Raw genomic sequence first — 18,409 nt, 5'->3', positions numbered from 1 at the left:
TTATACTAACTAATTTTGTAACCCAAAGCGACAATAGCTGTTAAAAGCAGTTTTTGAAAGCTTAAAAACACTCGAAATCAATTATGCAAATAGATTTAGATTTACTCTTTACCTGGGGAGCCATAGCTAAAGAATATAAAAAAGGCGAAATGATTTTTTGTGAAGAAGAAATGGCAAATTTTTATTTTCAGATTATTGAAGGAAGTATCAGAATGTTCAATTCAAACGATGAGGGAAAAGAATTTACTCAAGGATATTTCTCAGACGGACAAAGTTTTGGCGAGCCGCCTTTGTTTATTGATGAATCTTATCCTTCTACAGCGGTAGCATTTCAAGACAGTAAAATAATAAAACTGTCAAAAGACAAACTGTTGAAAATTTTAGAAGAATACCCAGCAATACAAAAGAAGTTTTTAAATTTAATGTGCCGACGTATTCACTCCAAAGCACTAACCTCAAAAGACATTATTAATCAAAAACCTGAATTTAGAATTACAGCTTTCTTAAACGCCCACAAAAAAGGTAAAAAGTGTAATGATAAAGAATTGATTCCGTTTACCCGTCAGGAAATTGCCAACTTTACCGGTTTACGGGTAGAAACAGTGATTAGAGCTTTATCTAAAATGAGTAAATGCAAAAAAGTGGATATTATCAATCATAAAATATATTACTAATGAGCTTTAACAGTAAGTTTTGGTTAAAATTTTCACTAATCAATCTGCTGATTGTTGCCCTTTTAGGGCTTTTAATGCGTTACAAAATTGGTTTCGAATTTCCTTATTTTAATCAAAAAAGTCTACAACATTCCCACTCCCATTTTGCTTTTTCCGGCTGGATTAGTCATACCCTGATGGTCTTAATGATTGCTTATCTCAATAAAAAAAGCAACGCAACTATCGATTTAAAAAAATATAATAACATTCTTGCTGCTAATTTGATTTGTGCCTATGGTATGCTGATATCCTTTATCATACAGGGTTATGGAGCCTTTTCTATTGCTTTTTCAACGGCATCGCTTTTTGTTTCTTACGCTTTTGCATATTGTTACCTAAAACACTTGAAACAATTACCTTCAGATGATTTGTCTAAAAAATGGTTCAGCGCGGCTATTTTTTTTAATATTATTTCATCATTAGGCACCTTTTTCTTAGCCTATATGATGATTACAAAAAATATTCACGAAGAAGAATATTTGGCTTCTATTTACTATTACCTACATTTTCAATACAACGGTTGGTTCTTCTTTACGTGTATGGGCTTATTATATGGGTTTTTAAATCTAAAAAAAACAGACAACCCATTTTTTGATATTACATTCAAATTGTTTTTCTTTTCGTGTTTACCGGCTTACTTTTTATCCACTTTATGGGCTAATTTACCTATTTGGCTATATATACTAACAGTAATAGCATCCTTTATGCAAGTATTTGCCTGGTATAAATTTTTGATAATTATAGTTAAAACTAAAAAAGAGTATCTCACCAACTTCCCCTATTTTTTACGCTACATTTTACTTTTTGTTGCTTTTGCTGTAAGTGTCAAAGTGGTATTGCAATTAGGTTCTACCATACCGTCAGTCAGTAAATTAGCCTTCGGGTTCAGACCCATAGTAATTGCCTATTTGCATTTAGTCTTACTAGCTATTATCAGTTTGTTTTTGTTGTTCTATATTTATGCTAATCATTTAATTCATAGTAACAAAAGAATCAAGCTCGGTGTGATTATTTTCTCCATCGGTGTGCTGCTTAATGAAATTATTTTGGCAGTACAAGGTATAGCTTCTTTTAGTTATACATTAATTCCTTATGCAAACGAGCTACTTTTTGGTGCTGCCATCGTATTAGTGTTTGGAATAGGGCTAACTGTTTTTTACTCTATAAAAAAAGTCAAAATAGCAGTTAATTTATGATTCAACTCATAAAATTACCATTTCAGAATTAAGTACTTTGTGTGTATAAACCAAGTATTTATTATAATGAAAAAATCAATTAAATTATTGCTACTAGTAGGTCTGATATCATTTTTTGGATGCAAAAAAACAGACGAAGCTGCCCCTGCATCCGCAACGGAAAATACTGAAACAAAAGCTGCAGGTCAAGAAGGAGTTGTTGATGACACTTCTGCAAGAAACATTGTTCAAACTGCCATTGGAAGTAAAGATCACACAACATTAGTTGCTGCAGTAAAAGCTGCCGATTTGGTTACATCGTTAAGTAATGCAGGTCCATTTACTGTTTTTGCACCAACAAATGCCGCTTTTGACAAACTTCCGAAAGGAACGGTTGACGATTTATTAAAACCGGAAAACAAAGAAAAATTAACTAATATTCTTGGGTATCACACATATGTTGGTTCACTTAAAACAGAGTACATGCAGGATGGCCAAGAGTTTGATATGGTATTTGGGGGCAAAGTTAAAATCACCAAAAAAGGAGATAAAACCTTTGTTAATGGCTCTGAAATAGTAGCTTCTATACCAACATCAAACGGTATCATTCATGTAATTGGCGATGTGCTTTTACCAAAATAAAAATAATTATTAATTCAAACCAAGCCCTTTTTTAAAGTTGAAAAAGCGTGAGTTTTTACGAATTCACGCTTTTTTTATATGACTAAAATCATATTCTGTCTGTTGTGAAATGCTTCTATTTACATTGTTTCATCAAGTAATTTTTTAATGACTTCATCCTTAAAATACAGCGTTGCTCTATGTACTTTAATCATAGTATTCGTGACGTACAATATCATAATTTACACCTCAGACAAAGCTTATGGAGTTGTTCATTTATCAAAAAAAGCGCAGCAAGGCGAAAATCTTTGGCTACAAAACAACTGTAATTCCTGTCATCAGCTTTATGGTTTAGGAGGCTATCTCGGTCCGGATTTGACTAATGAATATTCCAGAGTATCAAATCAGGATTATCTCAAAGCTATGTTCAATAGCGGTGTTAAAACAATGCCTCAGTTTTATTTTAACTCAAAAGAAAAAGAAGCGCTAATTCAATTCCTAAAAGAAGTTGATCAAACGGGTTATTACCCAAACAATAAAACCAAAATAGAAACTAACGGATGGGTTACCCTGAAATATAAAAGTCCTCACTATGAAAAATAACCGTTATCCTTTTTATTTTATCTCTGTGGGGTTAATCTCTTTAGTACTAGGAATGTTTTGTGGTTTATTGGCAGGATTTCAATATATCATCCCTGATTTTATAAAATCGGTTTTACCCTTCAATGCACTACGTCCGTTGCATACTTTATTTGTTGTTTCCTGGATTTTATTATCCGCCATTGGAGGAATTTATTATTATCTCAACTTTACAGAAAAAAAAGTAAACCCAAAACTCATTTTACTGCATTTTTGGATATTTATTATAACCGGAATAGGGATTATTATCTCTTATGTCTTTGGAAATTTTGGAGGAAAAGAATATTTGGAATTTCCATTTTATTTCTATTTTCCAATAATGTTAGGGTGGATAATGTTAGGAATCACTTATTTCAAAACCACTCGTACTGCTTTTAAATCTTGGCCGGTTTATTATTGGATGTGGGGCACAGGGATAGTATTTATGATATATCATTTTACCGAAGCTCATCTTTGGTTACTACCTTATTTCAAAGGTCATTTTATTCAAAATATAGCGATGCAATGGAAAGCAGGTGGCTCGTATGTTGGTTCTTGGAATATGTTGGTTTATGGCACGTCCTTATACGTCATATCAAAAATCAGTAATGATTATAGTTATGTCAACTCTAAGAAAGCTTTCTTCTTTTATTTTCTGGGACTGACTAATTTAATGTTTGGCTGGGCACATCATATTTACATTATTCCAACTGCTCCGTGGATACGATATGTAGCATACGCCATTAGTATGACCGAATGGATAATTCTGTTTTCTATTTTATACGATTGGAAAAAGAATCTCTCCAAGGAAACTATTACCAATTACCCTTTGGCTTATAGCTTTATGAAACTGGCCAATTTTTGGGTATTCCTGAACATTGTTTTAGCTCTACTCATATCTATTCCTTCTATAAACCTATTTACACATGGAACGCACATAACAGTAGCTCATTCCATGGGAACTACTATAGGGATAAACACTTTAATCCTACTGTCTTCCGTATCTTATATTTTAGAATCGGCAAACCTGATTTCCATTGTTGCAGCAAATAAAATTCAAAGAAGTCTTCACTTTTTTAATATTGCTTTTACCGGATTTTGGTTCACACTTTTAATACTGGGTATTAAAAAAGGATATTGGGTCTATTGCTGCCAACAAATTTCCTTTGGCGAATTTCAGAATTCATTGCATTGGCTTTATATTTTGTTTTTCATTTTTGGTTTGGCAATGGCTGGCGGGCTCTATCGTATCACTTATGAACTGCTGAAAATACTAAAGTCCCAATAGATTAATTCATTACATGACATATATCATCCTTTTTACTAAATGATTTCGCAAAATTCGCAGTTTATTTTAAAAACGAACAGATGAATCACACCTTTCATATTCCCGTAATGGGGTTGGCCTATACCATTGACAGTCCTATTAGAGTGGCTCATTTTGGAATCTCGTCAGTAATTTCAATAACCGATGACGAGCTTACAGAAAAAATGCGTGCTTTTTACAGCAAAAAGTTCAGCCTTCATTATCAGGAGATTACTCAAAAATGCCAGGACTACCGGGCAGAGAGAATCAAGCAGTATCTCAATTTAGTGGATACTATTGTAAAAGATAAATTTGAACATTTCAAAAATGAATTAGCTGAAAGCAAGACGGCTTTGGAAAACTACCTGTCTATACTTCCCAATACATCTGAATTAAAAAATGGGCTCCAAAAATTCGTCGATGATGGTTTGTTACTAAAAGATGCAGTGAAAAAATATTTGTCTGAACATTTTTCTCCCGGTGGAATAGATGTAAATATTATGACCAAAGTGGATAAAGATAACTTTGAAAAAGACAAACAATTACCAATTGAATTTAATGATGCCCATGCTTCTTTACGCGGCTTTGCCAATAGCAATTTGAGTTCATCTGTGGTATTATCTGCCGGAATGAATCCAAGATTGTACAGCTATTTTGAACAATTTCCGATGTTTTATCCTGATGTAAATGGTCATTTGCAAAAGAAAATTATTCTTAAGGTCAGCGACTTCCGTTCGGCTATGATACAAGGTAATTTTTTGGCAAAAAAAGGGCTTTGGGTTTCGGAATACCGAATAGAATCGGGACTGAATTGTGGCGGACATGCTTTTGCTACCGACGGCTTTCTGTTGGGACCAATATTAGAGGAATTCAGAACCAAAAAAGAGCAATTAATTCAATCGGCTCACGAACTTATGGTTAAGGCTTTAGAAGTAAAAAACCTTCCGATTCCGACTCAACCATTGCCCTTAAAAATTACAGCTCAAGGAGGTGTGGGTACTGCCGAAGAACACGATTTTTTGTTATCTCATTTTCAGATGGACAGTGTGGGCTGGGGATCTCCGTTTCTTTTAGTTCCCGAAGCCACATCGGTTGATGAAGAAACCCGCATGTTGCTAGCGAAGGCGCAGGAAGATGATTTTTATCTAAGTGATATATCACCATTGGGCGTTCCGTTTAACGCCGTGAAAGGGATGAGTAATGATCTTTGGAAGCAAAACCGAATAACCGAAAATAAAGCCGGAAGCTCCTGTCCAAAAAAGCTTTTGGCATTGAGTAAAGAATATGATAGTCAGGGAATGTGTACCGCCTCCAAAAAATACCAGGATATTAAGTTGGCTGAATTGGAAGCTCAAAAAAAAGAGATATCAGCATCAGATTTGGAAAAGCAAAAAAACAAAATAATGACAAAATCTTGTTTATGTGTTGGTTTGGCTAATCCTTCCTATTTAGAAAATGGTATTGAAGTGAAAGGGCAACAACAAGGTGTGGTAATTTGCCCAGGGCCTAATTTGGCTTATTTTTGATAAAATAGTGTCGTTGGCTGAGATGGTAAAACATATTTATGGGAATACCAACATACTCAAAGATACGAATCGTCCTAATATGTTTATGAAAGAATTGAAAATGTATGTCGACTATTTGAAAAATGAAATACAAAACCTTACTGATGATATCACTGACGGGAAAATAAAAAAATGGAACTTGTTCAAAAAAAACATTCTGGAAGGAATTGAATATTATGAAACCTTATTTGCTACAACACCTTTTTTCAAAAAACACGTGATTGAAATCCATAGAGAACTGAAATTTTATAAAATGGAAATTAGTCGGATTACGTTTGACAAAAGCGAAAATGATCTAACGGTACTGATAACAAGTATTTCTAACTAAAATTAAAACAATGAAAGACTGGAAAAAGTTGACTTCAAATCAACGAGTGGAAAGAGTTCAACAAGCATTAAATGAGAATGTTGATTTTTTGCATGACATCTCATTGGGGTATCCTGCATCCAATTTGGATGGTAAAGTATTTTATGACGCGCCTTTTTTGAAAGATGCTCCGGTATTAATGACGTATGTAGCCAATCCCAATCATATTGGTTGTCACACAACCGGAACTTCTGAAACTGCTTTTAAAGGCACTCAGGAAATTGAACGAGAAGTTCTGGAAATAGTAGCTGTGGATATTTTTAAATCTGCTAAAAAACAATATGATGGTTATATTGCCACCGGCGGTACCGAAGCCAATATTCAGGCTTTGTGGATTTACAGAAACTTTTTTCAAAATACACTGGAGGCAAAATTGTCTGAAATCATGATTGTGGCTTCGGAAGACACGCACTATTCTATTGCAAAAGGTGCAAATTTGTTATCTCTTGATTTGATGAAAGTCAAAGTTGATTTTGAGACGCGTCGCATCTTGGTTAATGAGTTCGAAACCTCACTTTGTAAAGCCATAGCTGATGGAAAAAAGTATTTTATTGTAGTAGCCAATATGGGTACCACCATGTTTGGTTCCGTTGACAATCCTGATACTTACACCCAATTGTTAGAGAAATACGATGTACCATATAAGCTTCATATCGATGCGGCTTATGGCGGTTTTGTATATCCTTTCATTGCTCCTGACAGTAACTTGGATTTTGCTAATGCAAAGGTTTCCTCCATTACGATTGATGCCCATAAAATGCTGCAGGCACCTTATGGTACCGGAATATTTTTATGTCGGAAAAATTTAATCGAAAATGTATTGACTAAAGAAGCTGAGTATGTTGAAGGAATGGATTTAACGTTATGCGGTAGTAGATCGGGAGCCAATGCCATTGCTGCCTGGATGATTTTGACTACTTATGGTGAAAACGGATGGTTTGAAAAAGTAAAAATTCTTCAATTAAGAACGGATTGGATTTGTAAACAATTGGATGCTTTAGGCATTGCTTATTTTAGAGAGCCTTATATGAATATCGTAACTATAAAGGCAGAATATATCCCGATAGATGTAGCACACAAATATGATTTAGTTCCTCAAAAGCATAATACTGACAACCAATGGTATAAAATTGTCTTAATGGAACATGTAGAAGTCGATAGCTTGAATCATTTAATTGAGGATTTGAAGAAGCACATCATTATCTGAAAACTACTTTTATTTCTTTTGTTGCTAAAGTTTCTGCGGTAAGATTCTTTGAAGAATAATTTAATTTTTCGAGTGTTTCGGTATTATTCCTAAAATATTGGATGTAAAAATTCCCTGTGTAATTGTTGGTTTCCAAAACGGTTATCATTGTTTTTATATCACTTTCGTTGAGCAAATCCGAATGATAGGTTGTTCTTACTTCAAACGGAATTTTAAAATCGGTAAGTACTTTTAAGGACGCGATAAATTCGGCATAGAAATTCCTTTTGGTTATAGCGGTTAGCTTTTCTTTTGGACTTTTAAAATCAATCGCTACGTAATCGATTATTTTATCTTCTGCTAATTTTTTCAGCACTTTTGGTTTGCTTCCATTAGTATCGACTTTAACCAAAAAACCCATTGCTTTCACTGCTCTAATCTGCTCGATACTATTTTTGTGAATCAAACATTCTCCACCACTAAAAACCACAGCATCCAACAAACCTTTTCTAGATTCTAAAAAAGAAATTGCTTCAGGAAAAGTTACGACGCCCTTTCCTAAAACAATTTCCGGATTATAACAGTACAAGCACCGCATATTGCAACCAGCATACCAAAAAACGCAAGCCGATTTATTGGGGAAATCTAGCAACGTAAACGGTGTTATACTGTAAATGGACATGCTTAATTTTTACATTCCTGAAAATGCATACGTTGCTTGTGTTCTCCTTTTTTTCCAATGTTAAAGCTTTCTACAGGTCGATGGTATCCCATAACCCGGGTGTAAACCAAACATTTTGTTCTCAACTGTTGGTTTTGTTCTAAAATCTCAGTGGTCTTTGTTTTCATAATTTGAGTTGTTTTGATTCTCTAGTATAATTTCATCGCATTTTGGGCAGTAATCGTGCTCACCGTTCAAATAGCCATGAATAGGGCAAACACTAAACACAGGCGTTACAGTAATATAAGGCAATTTGAATTTTGATAATACCGTTTTGACAAAGTTTTTACAAGCTTCCGACGAGCTGATACGCTCATTCATATACAAATGCAGTACAGTTCCTCCTGTATATTTACATTGCAGTTCATCCTGCATCAATAAGGCTTCAAATGGATCTTGTGTAAAATCGACTGGAATTTGAGAACTGTTGGTGTAATATATATTTTCACCCAAGCCCGCCTGCAAAATGTTGGGATACCTTTTCTTATCTTCTTTGGCAAAACGATAGGTTGTACCCTCGGCAGGTGTAGCTTCCAGATTATAAAGATTTCCTGTCTCTTCTTGAAATTCTTTCATTCGATTTCTAATATAATCCAACACATCCATACAAAATTCATGACCAAATGACGATGTAATATCTACTTTGTCATTGGTAAAATTGCGTACCATTTCGTTCATACCGTTTACGCCTATGGTGGAAAAATGATTTCTAAAATGTGGCAAATAGCGTTTAGTATAAGGGTATAAGCCTCGATCATACATCTCTTGGATAAATTTTCGTTTTTTTTCAAGCGTCGATTTTGCCAATAGCATCAATTTATCCAATTGCTTGTATAAACCTTCCTCGTCCCTCTCATATAGATACCCTAATCTTGCCATGTTGATGGTGACCACTCCAATACTGCCTGTCATTTCTGCGCTGCCAAAAAGACCATTACCTCGTTTTAACAATTCTCTCAAATCAAGTTGTAAACGGCAGCACATACTGCGAACGGCGTTCGGTTTGTAGGCATTCGGATTTTCAACTTTTTCTCCTTTATCATTCAATGTGTATTGGCTTCCCATAAAATTCTGAAAATAAGAGGAACCAATTTTAGCTGTATTTTCAAAAAGCAGCTCGGTATTTTCTCCATCCCAATCAAAATCTTCGGTAATATTCACCGTTGGTATCGGAAAAGTAAAAGGCTGTCCGTTGGCATCACCTTCAGTCATTACCGTATAATACGCTTTATTAATCAGATTCATTTCGGTTTGAAAATGCTCGTAACGCATATCTAGAAGAGAAAAAACTCCGCGCTCTTTGGCACGAGTCAAAACATTTTCATCCTTTATTTTATCAAAAAGATGGTGGTCGTTTTTAGTTGGGATTTGCTCTTTCAAATCGGCAGGAACAACCCAATCCAAAGTAATGTTGGTAAATGGAGATTGCCCCCAACGGGCGGGAACATTCAGATTATATACAAAACTCCGAACGGCTTTCAGTACTTCATCGAAGGATAAATTGTCCTTGAAGACATAAGGAGCTAAATAAGTGTCAAACGAACTGAAAGCCTGAGCTCCCGCCCATTCACTTTGCAAAATCCCCAAAAAGTTAGCCATCTGACCTAATGCTTCTCTGAAATGAGACGGAGCCTTACTTTCAACTCTGCCTCGCACTCCATTAAAACCATCATTCAGTAGCACTCTCAAACTCCAGCCTGCACAATAGCCCGTCAGACAATCTAAGTCATGAATATGGATGTCACCGTTACGATGCGCATATCCTTCTTCTTTGGAATAAACTTTATCTAACCAATAATTGGCAATAACCTTTCCCGCTACATTATTCACCAAACCGGCATTAGAATAGGATGTGTTAGCATTGGCATTGATACGCCAATCCGTTTGTGAAATATATTCTTCTATAGTTTGAGTGCTGTCAACATAGGTGGTATCATCATTCAATCCTTGAATGTGTTCACGCTGCAACTTTCGCGTATGCCGATACAACATAAAGGAACGCATAACAGTAAAATACTCATTTTCAAAAAGCTTTTTTTCAATAATATCCTGAATTTCTTCTACTGCCCAAGTATCCTTAGAATTAATAGTGGCAATAACTTTTTCATAAACATGCTTGTCAAATGCAACTGCAACGCTCTGAAAACTCTTAACTATAGCATCTTTTATTTTATAACTTTCAAAGGGTTTATAATCTCCATTTCTTTTGATAACATATTTTTCCATGAAGCATTGGTTTTAAAGTAATGAATGATCCAATTTATCTAAAATGTTGAATTGCCTTTCCAATACTTGAGCTCCTGGAAAAAGAATATTGTTTTCCAAATGAATGTGTTTGTGTAAATCATCCTCGAATTCTTTTAGCATCGCAAAAGTTACTTTATAAGTTTCGCAAGCATCTGTTGGTGGGGTATAATTATTGGTTAACTCAGCTATCTTAGCGAATCGTTCTCCTTCTATTGTATGCTCATCCTTCATCATCGCTATTGGATTATCTACAGTCCCAAAATTTGGCATATTTATTGACTTGCTCTTTGTTTGGGTCATCCTTTTAATAAATGGGAATAAAATCAGTTCTTCTTTCATCATATGTTTTGCTAATACACCAGCTCCTTCGATAAATAACTTGTTGATTTCAAATAGCTCTGGATGACGTTCACCGTGAACTTTACAAAGTTTGTCCAGAAAACGATAAAGCACTGAAGATTTCTCTTCAACATACCGATGATGTGTCTTTTCAATATAGTCAACCAATAAGTCCAATGGCCAAGATTTAAAATCTATACTTTGATCATTTGACGTGTTCAGAATAGCATTGATTTCGTTTTCTAACACTTCAGGGCTTATAGCTTTCTTTTCACAGGCTTCATCCAAAGTTCGATTGCCTTTACAACAAAAGTCTATGCCATATTTTGAAAATAAGGCTGCTGTTCTAAAATCTTCTGCTACGTAATTACCTATTGTTTTTTTGTTTAGTGTTTCCATTTCATTTGTGTTTTAAATTACTTCAATATTACGGACTTATGAGCACTGCTACATATGATTAAAATCATATAAAAGCTTAATTTTCAGCAGTTATTTTGCATAGGAATCAATGGTAACTTTCTCTTTTGAATTTCAACCATTCCTCCTTAATACACAACACTATGCAAGCTCTTAAAGAAAAAATATTGGCTTTAAAAAAAACCAAAAATGCTGTTATATTAGCACATTATTATCAGGAATCCGATATTCAGGAAATAGCCGATTATGTGGGAGATAGTTTGGGACTATCGCAGGAAGCTGCCAAAGCAAATGCCGATATCATTTTGTTTGCCGGTGTACATTTCATGGCAGAAACGGCTAAAATTCTGAATCCAGGCAAAAAAGTAATCCTTCCTGATTTAGCTGCGGGTTGCTCATTAGCAGAATCCTGTCCACCTGATATCTTCAAAAAGTTTATTGCCGCTCATCCTAACCATATAGTAATAACTTATGTAAATTGTTCGGCTGAGATTAAAGCGATGAGTCATTTGGTTTGCACTTCTTCTAATGCGGTTAAAATTGTGTCTTCCGTTCCCAAAAACATTCCAATTATTTTTGCTCCCGATAAAAACTTAGGACGTTATATTGAACAGGAAACCGGGAGAAAAATGGTGTTATGGGATGGTTCATGTGTAGTGCACGAAGCTTTTTCTTTAGACAAACTGATTGCGCTCCATAAAAAACATCCAAGCTCCAAAATCATTGCGCATCCGGAATCAGAAACGCATATTTTAGAAACTGCTTCTTACGTAGGTTCAACTTCGGGCATGATTGACTTTGTGAAAACTAACTCTGCCAATGAATTTATTGTGGCAACAGAAGCCGGAATACTTTATAAAATGCAACAGGAAGTTCCTAATAAACTATTAATCCCGGCACCATCAGTTGAAAATAACACGTGTGCCTGCAGTGAATGTGGTTTTATGAAAATGAATACGCTACAAAAAGTATACGATTGTTTATTAAATGAAAGCCCTGAAATCAAAGTTTCTAAAGAAATCAGACAGAAAGCCCTGCTTCCTATCGAACGCATGCTCGAATTATCACACTAATGATACATACCAATTATTTAATCATAGGATCCGGAATAGCAGGACTTTCGGTTGCTTTGAAAATTGCAGAAAAATTTCCGGAAAGATCTGTTACCATTGTTACAAAATCGACAGCAGAAGAATCAAACACCAAATATGCTCAAGGCGGAATCGCAGTAGTGCAAGACCATCAGGGCGATACTTTCAAAAAGCACATAGAAGATACTCTTATTTGTGGCGATGGATTATGCGATAAAGCTGTGGTAGAAATGGTTATTACCGAAGGGCCAAAACGATTACAGGAACTGATTAGTTGGGGAGCACAATTTGATATTGCTGCCGACGGAAATCTCGATTTAGGAAAAGAAGGAGGTCATTCCAAAAACCGTGTGGTACATCATAAAGACCAAACCGGTTATGAAATTGAAAGAGCTATTTTACTTCAGGTTAGGAAAATGAGCAATATTACGCTGTATGATTTTCATTTTGCACTTAATTTAATAACCCGAAACGATAAATGTATGGGCGCTTATGTTCTTGATGAACACACTCATGAAATTCTGACTTTTGAATCCAATTATACGTTGCTGGCTACTGGAGGAATTGGTCAGCTTTATGGTCATACTACCAATCCGGCTATAGCCACTGGGGATGGAATTGCGATTGCTAACAGAGCAAATGCTCGTATTTTAGACATGGAATTTATTCAGTTTCATCCCACAGCTTTATATAACAAAAATCTAAGTTCTACCTTTCTTATTTCAGAAGCCGTTCGTGGTTTTGGTGCTTGTTTGAGAACTAAAGACGGTCGGCAATTTATGCAGGATTATGATGAAAGAGGTGATTTAGCCTCAAGAGATATAGTGTCGCAAAGCATAGAAACCGAATTGAAAAAATCAGGGGAAGCTTGTGTATACTTGGATGCCACTCATTTAAACATCACGGCGTTTAGAGAACACTTTCCTATGATTTATAACAATTGTAAACTATTGAATATTGATATTGAAAAAGATTGGATTCCGGTGATACCGGCACAACATTATTTGTGTGGTGGTATTTCGGTAGATAAGCACGGGCAAACATCTATAAAAAACTTATTTGCCTGTGGTGAATGTTCCCGAACCGGATTGCATGGAGCAAACCGTCTGGCTTCTAATTCGTTATTAGAAGCTTTGGTTTACGCTGATAACATTTACCGATTCCTTGTTGATGCGTCGATAAACAATTCAGAAACAAACCCAACAATTTCTGAATGGAAATCCAATTACGGTTCGTTAATTGATACTGATTTTTTGACGAAAATAAAATCCGAATTACAGTTGTTAATGCAAAGAAATGCTGGCATAGTCAGAAATAACAATGACTTATATAGAGCACTAATGCAGCTTAAAATTTGGCAAAATCAAATTTCTAGCATGGAAAAAAACCATCGGGTCAATAAAGATTTTTACGAATTAAAAAACATGATAACGGTTGGAATACTGATTATCGAACAGTCTATTCAAAGGAAAGAAAATCGGGGTGGGTTTGTAAAAGAATCACTCAATTTAGAAACCACCTATTCTGACTAAACTTCCCAAAATTAGCATCTCCACTCCTATAAGTGTTACCAAAATAATTTGAAGTGCTGCTTTAGGAAGGCTTTTTGAAGTAAGTTTCGGGAATAAAAATAACTGTGCATTAACCGCTAATGCCACTGTGATGAATAGCAAAATTAATTTGAGAGAAACTACTTTTTCAATACCATTAGAAAACGAAAACCATTTGGTAAACGTAACATCATAATCATACGCCATTAATATTCCTGTTAGTGTTGAAATAATAAGAGCTGGCATTCCTATTGGTTCAAATTTATCTTTGAAGTTTTTGATAATCGATACGTCTTTTTTTCTAAAGGCTTCTGGCAAAAATCTTATGGATAGGAATAAATGTCCACCCACCCAAATAGTAGCCGCTAATAAGTGTAAAATCAAAAGGATATGGTGGTACATTATGTTATTGTTTTATACATCATTACCAACGAAATATTAATCGCTCTACTTTTAATTTCTTCAGCTTTAGAACCTTCAAAAAGTCTATCAACAGTGTCGGTAAATAAAGCCGTCCAGTGTTTGAAATGTGCTTCAGTCATAGGGCTTTTTTCATGCAATTCTTTGTGTCGCATCATGGGGTTTCCATTATAATTACCGGTGCAAAATAGTATATTTTCCCAAAAATCATACATTTTAGGTAAATGTACTTCCCAATTTACACGAGCTACATCTGTAAATAAATAACCTATGACAGCATCGGTTTTAATTTTATTATAAAAAGTATTGACTAATTTTTCAATATCTTTTCTATTTCTGATGTCAGTTTTCATTGTTATAAATCTTTACGATTAAACTTTCTGAGTGAAATAAAAAACGGAATAACTACCCACAAACAAAGCAATAAGAAGGAAACAAATAATCCGATTGACGTGCCGAAAAAGTCTTTGAATATTGCACCGGTATAGCCCATCATAGCAGATACATCAAGATGCAATAATATTTGAATTCGAGCTAAATCAATCGGGCTTAAAGCGGTCACACCAACCATCGCATTTTCTATAGGATAATCGGAAAACTGAAATAATAAAAACAGTACTATTCCATCAAACAACAAGGCAAAATACAACCAAGTCATTATTGCAATCCCGATTCCCTTTGCTTTATCACGAGTCATTATAGAACTAAGGAAAGCTAAGGCTACAAACACCAACGAAATTAAACATCCCACAATAAGCATCATCAGTCCTACTCCATCAGGAGAGTTAATCAATAAAGGAATTCCGGCACCCACAAAAAAGGCTAATACCATCGCCAACGAAAGCCCGAAAAACAAACTCAACCATATCTTTCTTCTCTTAATAGGCTGACTCAATAATAGCTCAATAAATTCGGAACTATTATATAAATAAATAGTCGAGAACAGTATAGAAACCAAAGGCACAGTGAATAAAATCACATTCAAAATGGTTAGTATTCCTTTAGCAGAATTGTCTTCTAAGGCAAATGAACTCCAAGACAAAACAGCCAAAATAAGTGTATAGGCTAATACAATTTTGTTCTTGAGTATGTCGAGCAAAATAATTTTAATGATTCTGTTCATCTTTGTTTTTCTTTAATATTTGAGCAATCGCTTTGGATATTTTATCTTCTCCTGTTTCAGCTTTCAGTAATGCCACTTTTTTATGGAAAAAGACCTTTCCATCCTGCATAAAAATGATTTCAGTAATCAAATCATCCAATTCACTCAACAAGTGAGAAGTGATAAAAATAAGTTTGCCTTTTTCTTTTTCTTTTATGATTTTCTCTTTCAGAATTTCCGAAGCCAACGGATCTAAGCCGGCTGTGGGCTCATCTAAAATCAAAACATCAGGATTAAACAAAAATGCTAATACAGCACTTACCTTTTGGGTGGTTCCTCCAGATAATGTTCTCATTTTTTTGTCGAACATTTTTTCTAGTTCAAAAGCTTTCAGCAAATCTTCATCCAATTCATTAGTTGTGTTTCTGATTTTTTTAATCATATCGATAATTTGACCAATAGTCATGTTATCAGGATAGCGACCAATCTGTGGCATATAGCCAATGTTTTCGCGGTATAAATATTCTTTAAATACCGTTTCCCCATTGAACTCTATCGAGCCTTTATCAGGCAAAACCATACCTAACATTGACTTTATGAGGGTCGTTTTTCCGCAACCATTCGGGCCAATCAAGGCTATACATTCTCCTTTTTTACAAGAAAGATTGACATCAGAGAGTACTTCAAGTTTTCCAAACTTTTTATAAATATTTTTTATTTCAATCATAGCGGTAGCGACTTCATTAGGGGCGTTTTATCTATAAAATTATCAGGCGTTATACTGGGCAGTACTTTTTCGGATTTGTCTAAAAGGGTAATCATAAAGCTGCGATAAAGCAACATGGTGGAAGCATTTTTTTCGGTCAAAACGGCAAATAAACTTAACGGATGATAAGGCACATCACCTACTCCGTTTTTGTCCAAATCATACCCTTCATATTTATCCCAATAATTACTGTTGAAGGTATTTAAAACAAGGCTCCCATTGGTGCTGATGTCAAATGTGTTTTTGAGATAATTATTATTGAGAACTTCATTATCCATGCAACTGGCTTGTATTTTCATACCCCAACCATTTGATACAAAATCATTTTTCTCTACTTTCATGCGAGATGTACCCTCCATATAAATCCCGGAAGTGTTTTTTATAAATTTATTATTGAATATATAACCGTCTGCAATTTCTTTAAGCAATAAGCCATAAGCAGAATCACCCCAGTTTTCTTCAAAAGTATTGTTAAACATTTTAACGCTTTTAGAAAACATCACGGCGACACCGGCTCCGTTATTTTTAAACAAATTAGTAATATAAGAATCGTCGTTAGAAAACATGAAATGCAATCCGTATCGAATATTTTTGGTAGAAATATTTCTCCAAATCACCGAATTCGTAACAAATTCAAAATAAATTCCATCACGATGACCAGAAATTGTATTGGCAATAATTTGCAGGTTATAACTTTTCCAGCAATGAATACCGTTACCTATAAGTTGTTCCTGCGTACCGTGTGATACGATGGTGTTTCCTTTAACGATACAGTTATTACAATTTTGGAGATAAATGCCAAAGAAATTATTATCAAGCCGATTATTATAGATTCTAACAAAAGTTCGGTTGTAGACTTTAATTCCGCAAGGATCATCTAGTGCTGCAAAACCTGAGTTAATAATTTTAAAACCCTTAACAACAACACTGTCTGACTTTACAGATAATACCTCTCCTTTTTTTTGAGCATCTAAAACAGGAAAATCATTCCCTATAAAAACTATTTTTTTATTGATAACAATGTTACCTTCTCTATACAATCCTTTGTGAACCATAATGGTATCACCATCATTAGATTGTGCAACAGCTTGTTGAATACTTTTCACCGGATATTGCTTTCCAACGTGAATGGTATTGGCAATCAACACTTGAAAAGTAAAAAAGAGATAGCTTATATAGCGGAGTTTTTTCATTTAGTAACTACTGTAAAGTTCGTTCCAGGATAAAATGGTTGCATTGAATTTAGGCTGATAACGCTCCGCTTCTTTTTTGGAAGTAAAAGCAATGGCATTACCATTCATCGGACTATTAATAGTACCACCTTTCAGGAAATAGCATTTTTCAACCGGGACAAGTGTGTTACTCATTAAGTAATCGCATACAAAAAAGGCTTTATATGGAACCACTTTATTCGATTTAGCAAAATGAATCATGCAGGCAACATCGTCAAACTTGTAATATCTTCCTTTTTGTGTTATCAATTCGGCTCCATATTGCCCGTTGGAGATTGTCATTTTACAAAAGTCGCAAGCATCAGAATTTAACTGTAAAGGTTTTGGTTCTCCTGATACACAGGAAGCAAGCACTATTGAAACTAAAAGAAGTAAGACTGTCTTTTTCATAAACTATTATTTTTTCTTTAGCAAGTTATATTCTTTGACCACAATAACCAAAAGCAACACAGCTGCTCCTGTCATTAACCAACCTCCGGTATCGGGAATGGAATAAGCACCAAAGTTCAGGAGTTGTTTGTATCCTAACAGCGGAGGTTGGTATGCCATTCCTGGTACTTTTATTGCTGCATCAGGGTTGAGATTATGACCATATTCATAATTCCATCGATAGAAATCAGCGGCAGCTAAAAGTATAAAAACGGCATAAGTAATTAAAAATATCTTAACTCCTTTTCGTTTATTAATAAAAACCAAGAGCAAAGACATCAAAGCGAATACGCCAAATACAACAGGTAGTATCTTAAATTCTGGAAAGTTTTCAGTATGAAGAGTTGCCATACCTATGTAATGATTCAATCCATTGATGATGTCAACATCACCTCCAATTTTATTAGCAAACAATTGCAATACCAAGCCTTCAGGATATTGAGGCGCTTCCAATTCAATCCGCCACATCGGTACAAACAAAGAACCTGCAAAGAGTGCTGAAACTAGCAAAAGTAGAACTTTAGAGAGCAAAGAAATTTTTTGA

The 18,409-nt window shown here is 34.8% G+C and carries 19 protein-coding genes and 1 pseudogene; 9 read left to right on the top strand and 11 right to left on the bottom strand.

The features are described from left to right. Positions 1–83: 83 nt before the first annotated feature. The 7 genes and pseudogenes from ACODSI_RS11215 to ACODSI_RS11185 all read left to right on the top strand — a co-directional run bounded on the left by ACODSI_RS11215 (position 84) and on the right by ACODSI_RS11185 (position 7,572). On the top strand, positions 84–674 hold the full coding sequence (locus tag ACODSI_RS11215) for a Crp/Fnr family transcriptional regulator (protein ID WP_488916946.1): 591 nt from the start codon (positions 84–86) through the stop codon (positions 672–674). After that, on the top strand, positions 674–1,909 hold the full coding sequence (locus ACODSI_RS11210; protein ID WP_488916945.1) for a hypothetical protein: 1,236 nt from the start codon (positions 674–676) through the stop codon (positions 1,907–1,909). The genes ACODSI_RS11215 and ACODSI_RS11210 overlap by 1 nt, the downstream gene beginning before the upstream one ends. Positions 1,910–1,975: 66 nt before the next feature. Then, a complete protein-coding gene (locus ACODSI_RS11205) occupies positions 1,976–2,530 on the top strand; it encodes a fasciclin domain-containing protein (RefSeq protein WP_488916944.1) in 555 nt (184 codons plus the stop codon). Positions 2,531–2,677: 147 nt separating this feature from the next. Continuing rightward, a complete protein-coding gene (locus ACODSI_RS11200) occupies positions 2,678–3,112 on the top strand; it encodes a c-type cytochrome (RefSeq protein WP_488916943.1) in 435 nt (144 codons plus the stop codon). Further along, positions 3,102–4,415: a cbb3-type cytochrome c oxidase subunit I gene (locus ACODSI_RS11195; RefSeq protein WP_488916942.1), complete on the top strand. Its 1,314-nt coding sequence runs from the start codon at positions 3,102–3,104 to the stop codon at positions 4,413–4,415. The genes ACODSI_RS11200 and ACODSI_RS11195 overlap by 11 nt, the downstream gene beginning before the upstream one ends. Positions 4,416–4,495: 80 nt before the next feature. Beyond that, a pseudogene (locus ACODSI_RS11190) lies at positions 4,496–6,326 on the top strand (hypothetical protein). A 10-nt stretch (positions 6,327–6,336) separates the two neighbouring features. Next, positions 6,337–7,572 (top strand): pyridoxal phosphate-dependent decarboxylase family protein, encoded by a 1,236-nt coding sequence (locus tag ACODSI_RS11185; RefSeq protein ID WP_488916941.1) that lies wholly within the window; start codon positions 6,337–6,339, stop codon positions 7,570–7,572. Here the strand turns inward: ACODSI_RS11185 and ACODSI_RS11180 are convergent. Genes ACODSI_RS11180 through ric form a run of 4 tightly spaced genes read right to left on the bottom strand, consistent with a single transcriptional unit; the run spans position 7,565 to position 11,257 of the window. Beyond that, complete coding sequence (locus tag ACODSI_RS11180) at positions 7,565–8,233, bottom strand: anaerobic ribonucleoside-triphosphate reductase activating protein (protein ID WP_488916940.1); 669 nt, start codon at positions 8,231–8,233, stop codon at positions 7,565–7,567. The genes ACODSI_RS11185 and ACODSI_RS11180 overlap by 8 nt on opposite strands. A 2-nt stretch (positions 8,234–8,235) precedes the next feature. Then, complete coding sequence (gene nrdD, locus ACODSI_RS11175) at positions 8,236–8,400, bottom strand: anaerobic ribonucleoside-triphosphate reductase (RefSeq protein ID WP_488916939.1); 165 nt, start codon at positions 8,398–8,400, stop codon at positions 8,236–8,238. Next, positions 8,381–10,498 carry a ribonucleoside triphosphate reductase gene (locus ACODSI_RS11170; protein ID WP_488916938.1) on the bottom strand — a complete coding sequence of 706 codons (2,118 nt, stop codon included), beginning with the start codon at positions 10,496–10,498 and terminating at the stop codon, positions 8,381–8,383. Before ACODSI_RS11170 ends, nrdD begins: the two co-directional genes overlap by 20 nt. Before the next feature lie 12 nt (positions 10,499–10,510). After that, positions 10,511–11,257 (bottom strand): iron-sulfur cluster repair di-iron protein, encoded by a 747-nt coding sequence (ric, locus tag ACODSI_RS11165; RefSeq protein ID WP_488916937.1) that lies wholly within the window; start codon positions 11,255–11,257, stop codon positions 10,511–10,513. Between the two features lie 161 nt (positions 11,258–11,418). Between ric and nadA the strand changes: the two genes are divergently transcribed. Both nadA and nadB read left to right on the top strand, forming a co-directional pair. After that, complete coding sequence (gene nadA / locus ACODSI_RS11160) at positions 11,419–12,348, top strand: quinolinate synthase NadA (RefSeq protein ID WP_488916936.1); 930 nt, start codon at positions 11,419–11,421, stop codon at positions 12,346–12,348. Continuing rightward, entirely contained in the window at positions 12,348–13,898 is a 1,551-nt protein-coding gene (gene nadB, locus ACODSI_RS11155) for an L-aspartate oxidase (RefSeq protein ID WP_488916935.1), read from the top strand. Before nadA ends, nadB begins: the two co-directional genes overlap by 1 nt. Here nadB and ACODSI_RS11150 read toward each other — a convergent pair. From ACODSI_RS11150 to ACODSI_RS11120, 7 genes are read right to left on the bottom strand one after another with little or no spacing between them, the layout of a single operon-like run. Then, positions 13,875–14,318 (bottom strand): CopD family protein, encoded by a 444-nt coding sequence (locus ACODSI_RS11150; protein ID WP_488916934.1) that lies wholly within the window; start codon positions 14,316–14,318, stop codon positions 13,875–13,877. The two genes, nadB and ACODSI_RS11150, sit on opposite strands and share 24 nt — an antisense overlap. Next, complete coding sequence (locus tag ACODSI_RS11145; protein ID WP_488916933.1) at positions 14,318–14,689, bottom strand: group III truncated hemoglobin; 372 nt, start codon at positions 14,687–14,689, stop codon at positions 14,318–14,320. The genes ACODSI_RS11150 and ACODSI_RS11145 overlap by 1 nt, the downstream gene beginning before the upstream one ends. A 2-nt stretch (positions 14,690–14,691) precedes the next feature. Continuing rightward, the gene (locus ACODSI_RS11140; RefSeq protein ID WP_488916932.1) at positions 14,692–15,459 is read right to left on the bottom strand and encodes an ABC transporter permease subunit; all 768 of its coding nucleotides are present in this window, start codon (positions 15,457–15,459) and stop codon (positions 14,692–14,694) included. After that, positions 15,443–16,165: an ABC transporter ATP-binding protein gene (locus tag ACODSI_RS11135; RefSeq protein WP_488916931.1), complete on the bottom strand. Its 723-nt coding sequence runs from the start codon at positions 16,163–16,165 to the stop codon at positions 15,443–15,445. Before ACODSI_RS11135 ends, ACODSI_RS11140 begins: the two co-directional genes overlap by 17 nt. Further along, positions 16,162–17,397 (bottom strand): nitrous oxide reductase family maturation protein NosD, encoded by a 1,236-nt coding sequence (locus tag ACODSI_RS11130; RefSeq protein WP_488916930.1) that lies wholly within the window; start codon positions 17,395–17,397, stop codon positions 16,162–16,164. Before ACODSI_RS11130 ends, ACODSI_RS11135 begins: the two co-directional genes overlap by 4 nt. After that, positions 17,398–17,826 carry a nitrous oxide reductase accessory protein NosL gene (locus tag ACODSI_RS11125; protein ID WP_488916929.1) on the bottom strand — a complete coding sequence of 143 codons (429 nt, stop codon included), beginning with the start codon at positions 17,824–17,826 and terminating at the stop codon, positions 17,398–17,400. Between the two features lie 6 nt (positions 17,827–17,832). After that, positions 17,833–18,375, bottom strand: coding sequence for a hypothetical protein (locus ACODSI_RS11120; protein ID WP_488916928.1), 543 nt, complete (start codon positions 18,373–18,375; stop codon positions 17,833–17,835). Positions 18,376–18,409 lie beyond the last annotated feature (34 nt).

Source organism: Flavobacterium sp. FG139 (assembly GCF_057809695.1).
Note: the sequence above shows the minus strand (reverse complement) of the source record. Positions and strands in the feature narration are given on the sequence as shown.

Bases quoted from the DNA above. Each gene is read 5' to 3' on its own strand.
- ACODSI_RS11215 (WP_488916946.1), top strand. From the start codon at position 84: ATGCAAATAGATTTAGATTTACTCTTTACCTGGGGAGCCATAGCTAAA.
- ACODSI_RS11210 (WP_488916945.1), top strand. From the start codon at position 674: ATGAGCTTTAACAGTAAGTTTTGGTTAAAATTTTCACTAATCAATCTG.
- ACODSI_RS11205 (WP_488916944.1), top strand. From the start codon at position 1,976: ATGAAAAAATCAATTAAATTATTGCTACTAGTAGGTCTGATATCATTT.
- ACODSI_RS11200 (WP_488916943.1), top strand. From the start codon at position 2,678: ATGACTTCATCCTTAAAATACAGCGTTGCTCTATGTACTTTAATCATA.
- ACODSI_RS11195 (WP_488916942.1), top strand. From the start codon at position 3,102: ATGAAAAATAACCGTTATCCTTTTTATTTTATCTCTGTGGGGTTAATC.
- ACODSI_RS11185 (WP_488916941.1), top strand. From the start codon at position 6,337: ATGAAAGACTGGAAAAAGTTGACTTCAAATCAACGAGTGGAAAGAGTT.
- ACODSI_RS11180 (WP_488916940.1), bottom strand. From the start codon at position 8,233: ATGTCCATTTACAGTATAACACCGTTTACGTTGCTAGATTTCCCCAAT.
- nrdD (WP_488916939.1), bottom strand. From the start codon at position 8,400: ATGAAAACAAAGACCACTGAGATTTTAGAACAAAACCAACAGTTGAGA.
- ACODSI_RS11170 (WP_488916938.1), bottom strand. From the start codon at position 10,498: ATGGAAAAATATGTTATCAAAAGAAATGGAGATTATAAACCCTTTGAA.
- ric (WP_488916937.1), bottom strand. From the start codon at position 11,257: ATGGAAACACTAAACAAAAAAACAATAGGTAATTACGTAGCAGAAGAT.
- nadA (WP_488916936.1), top strand. From the start codon at position 11,419: ATGCAAGCTCTTAAAGAAAAAATATTGGCTTTAAAAAAAACCAAAAAT.
- nadB (WP_488916935.1), top strand. From the start codon at position 12,348: ATGATACATACCAATTATTTAATCATAGGATCCGGAATAGCAGGACTT.
- ACODSI_RS11150 (WP_488916934.1), bottom strand. From the start codon at position 14,318: ATGTACCACCATATCCTTTTGATTTTACACTTATTAGCGGCTACTATT.
- ACODSI_RS11145 (WP_488916933.1), bottom strand. From the start codon at position 14,689: ATGAAAACTGACATCAGAAATAGAAAAGATATTGAAAAATTAGTCAAT.
- ACODSI_RS11140 (WP_488916932.1), bottom strand. From the start codon at position 15,459: ATGAACAGAATCATTAAAATTATTTTGCTCGACATACTCAAGAACAAA.
- ACODSI_RS11135 (WP_488916931.1), bottom strand. From the start codon at position 16,165: ATGATTGAAATAAAAAATATTTATAAAAAGTTTGGAAAACTTGAAGTA.
- ACODSI_RS11130 (WP_488916930.1), bottom strand. From the start codon at position 17,397: ATGAAAAAACTCCGCTATATAAGCTATCTCTTTTTTACTTTTCAAGTG.
- ACODSI_RS11125 (WP_488916929.1), bottom strand. From the start codon at position 17,826: ATGAAAAAGACAGTCTTACTTCTTTTAGTTTCAATAGTGCTTGCTTCC.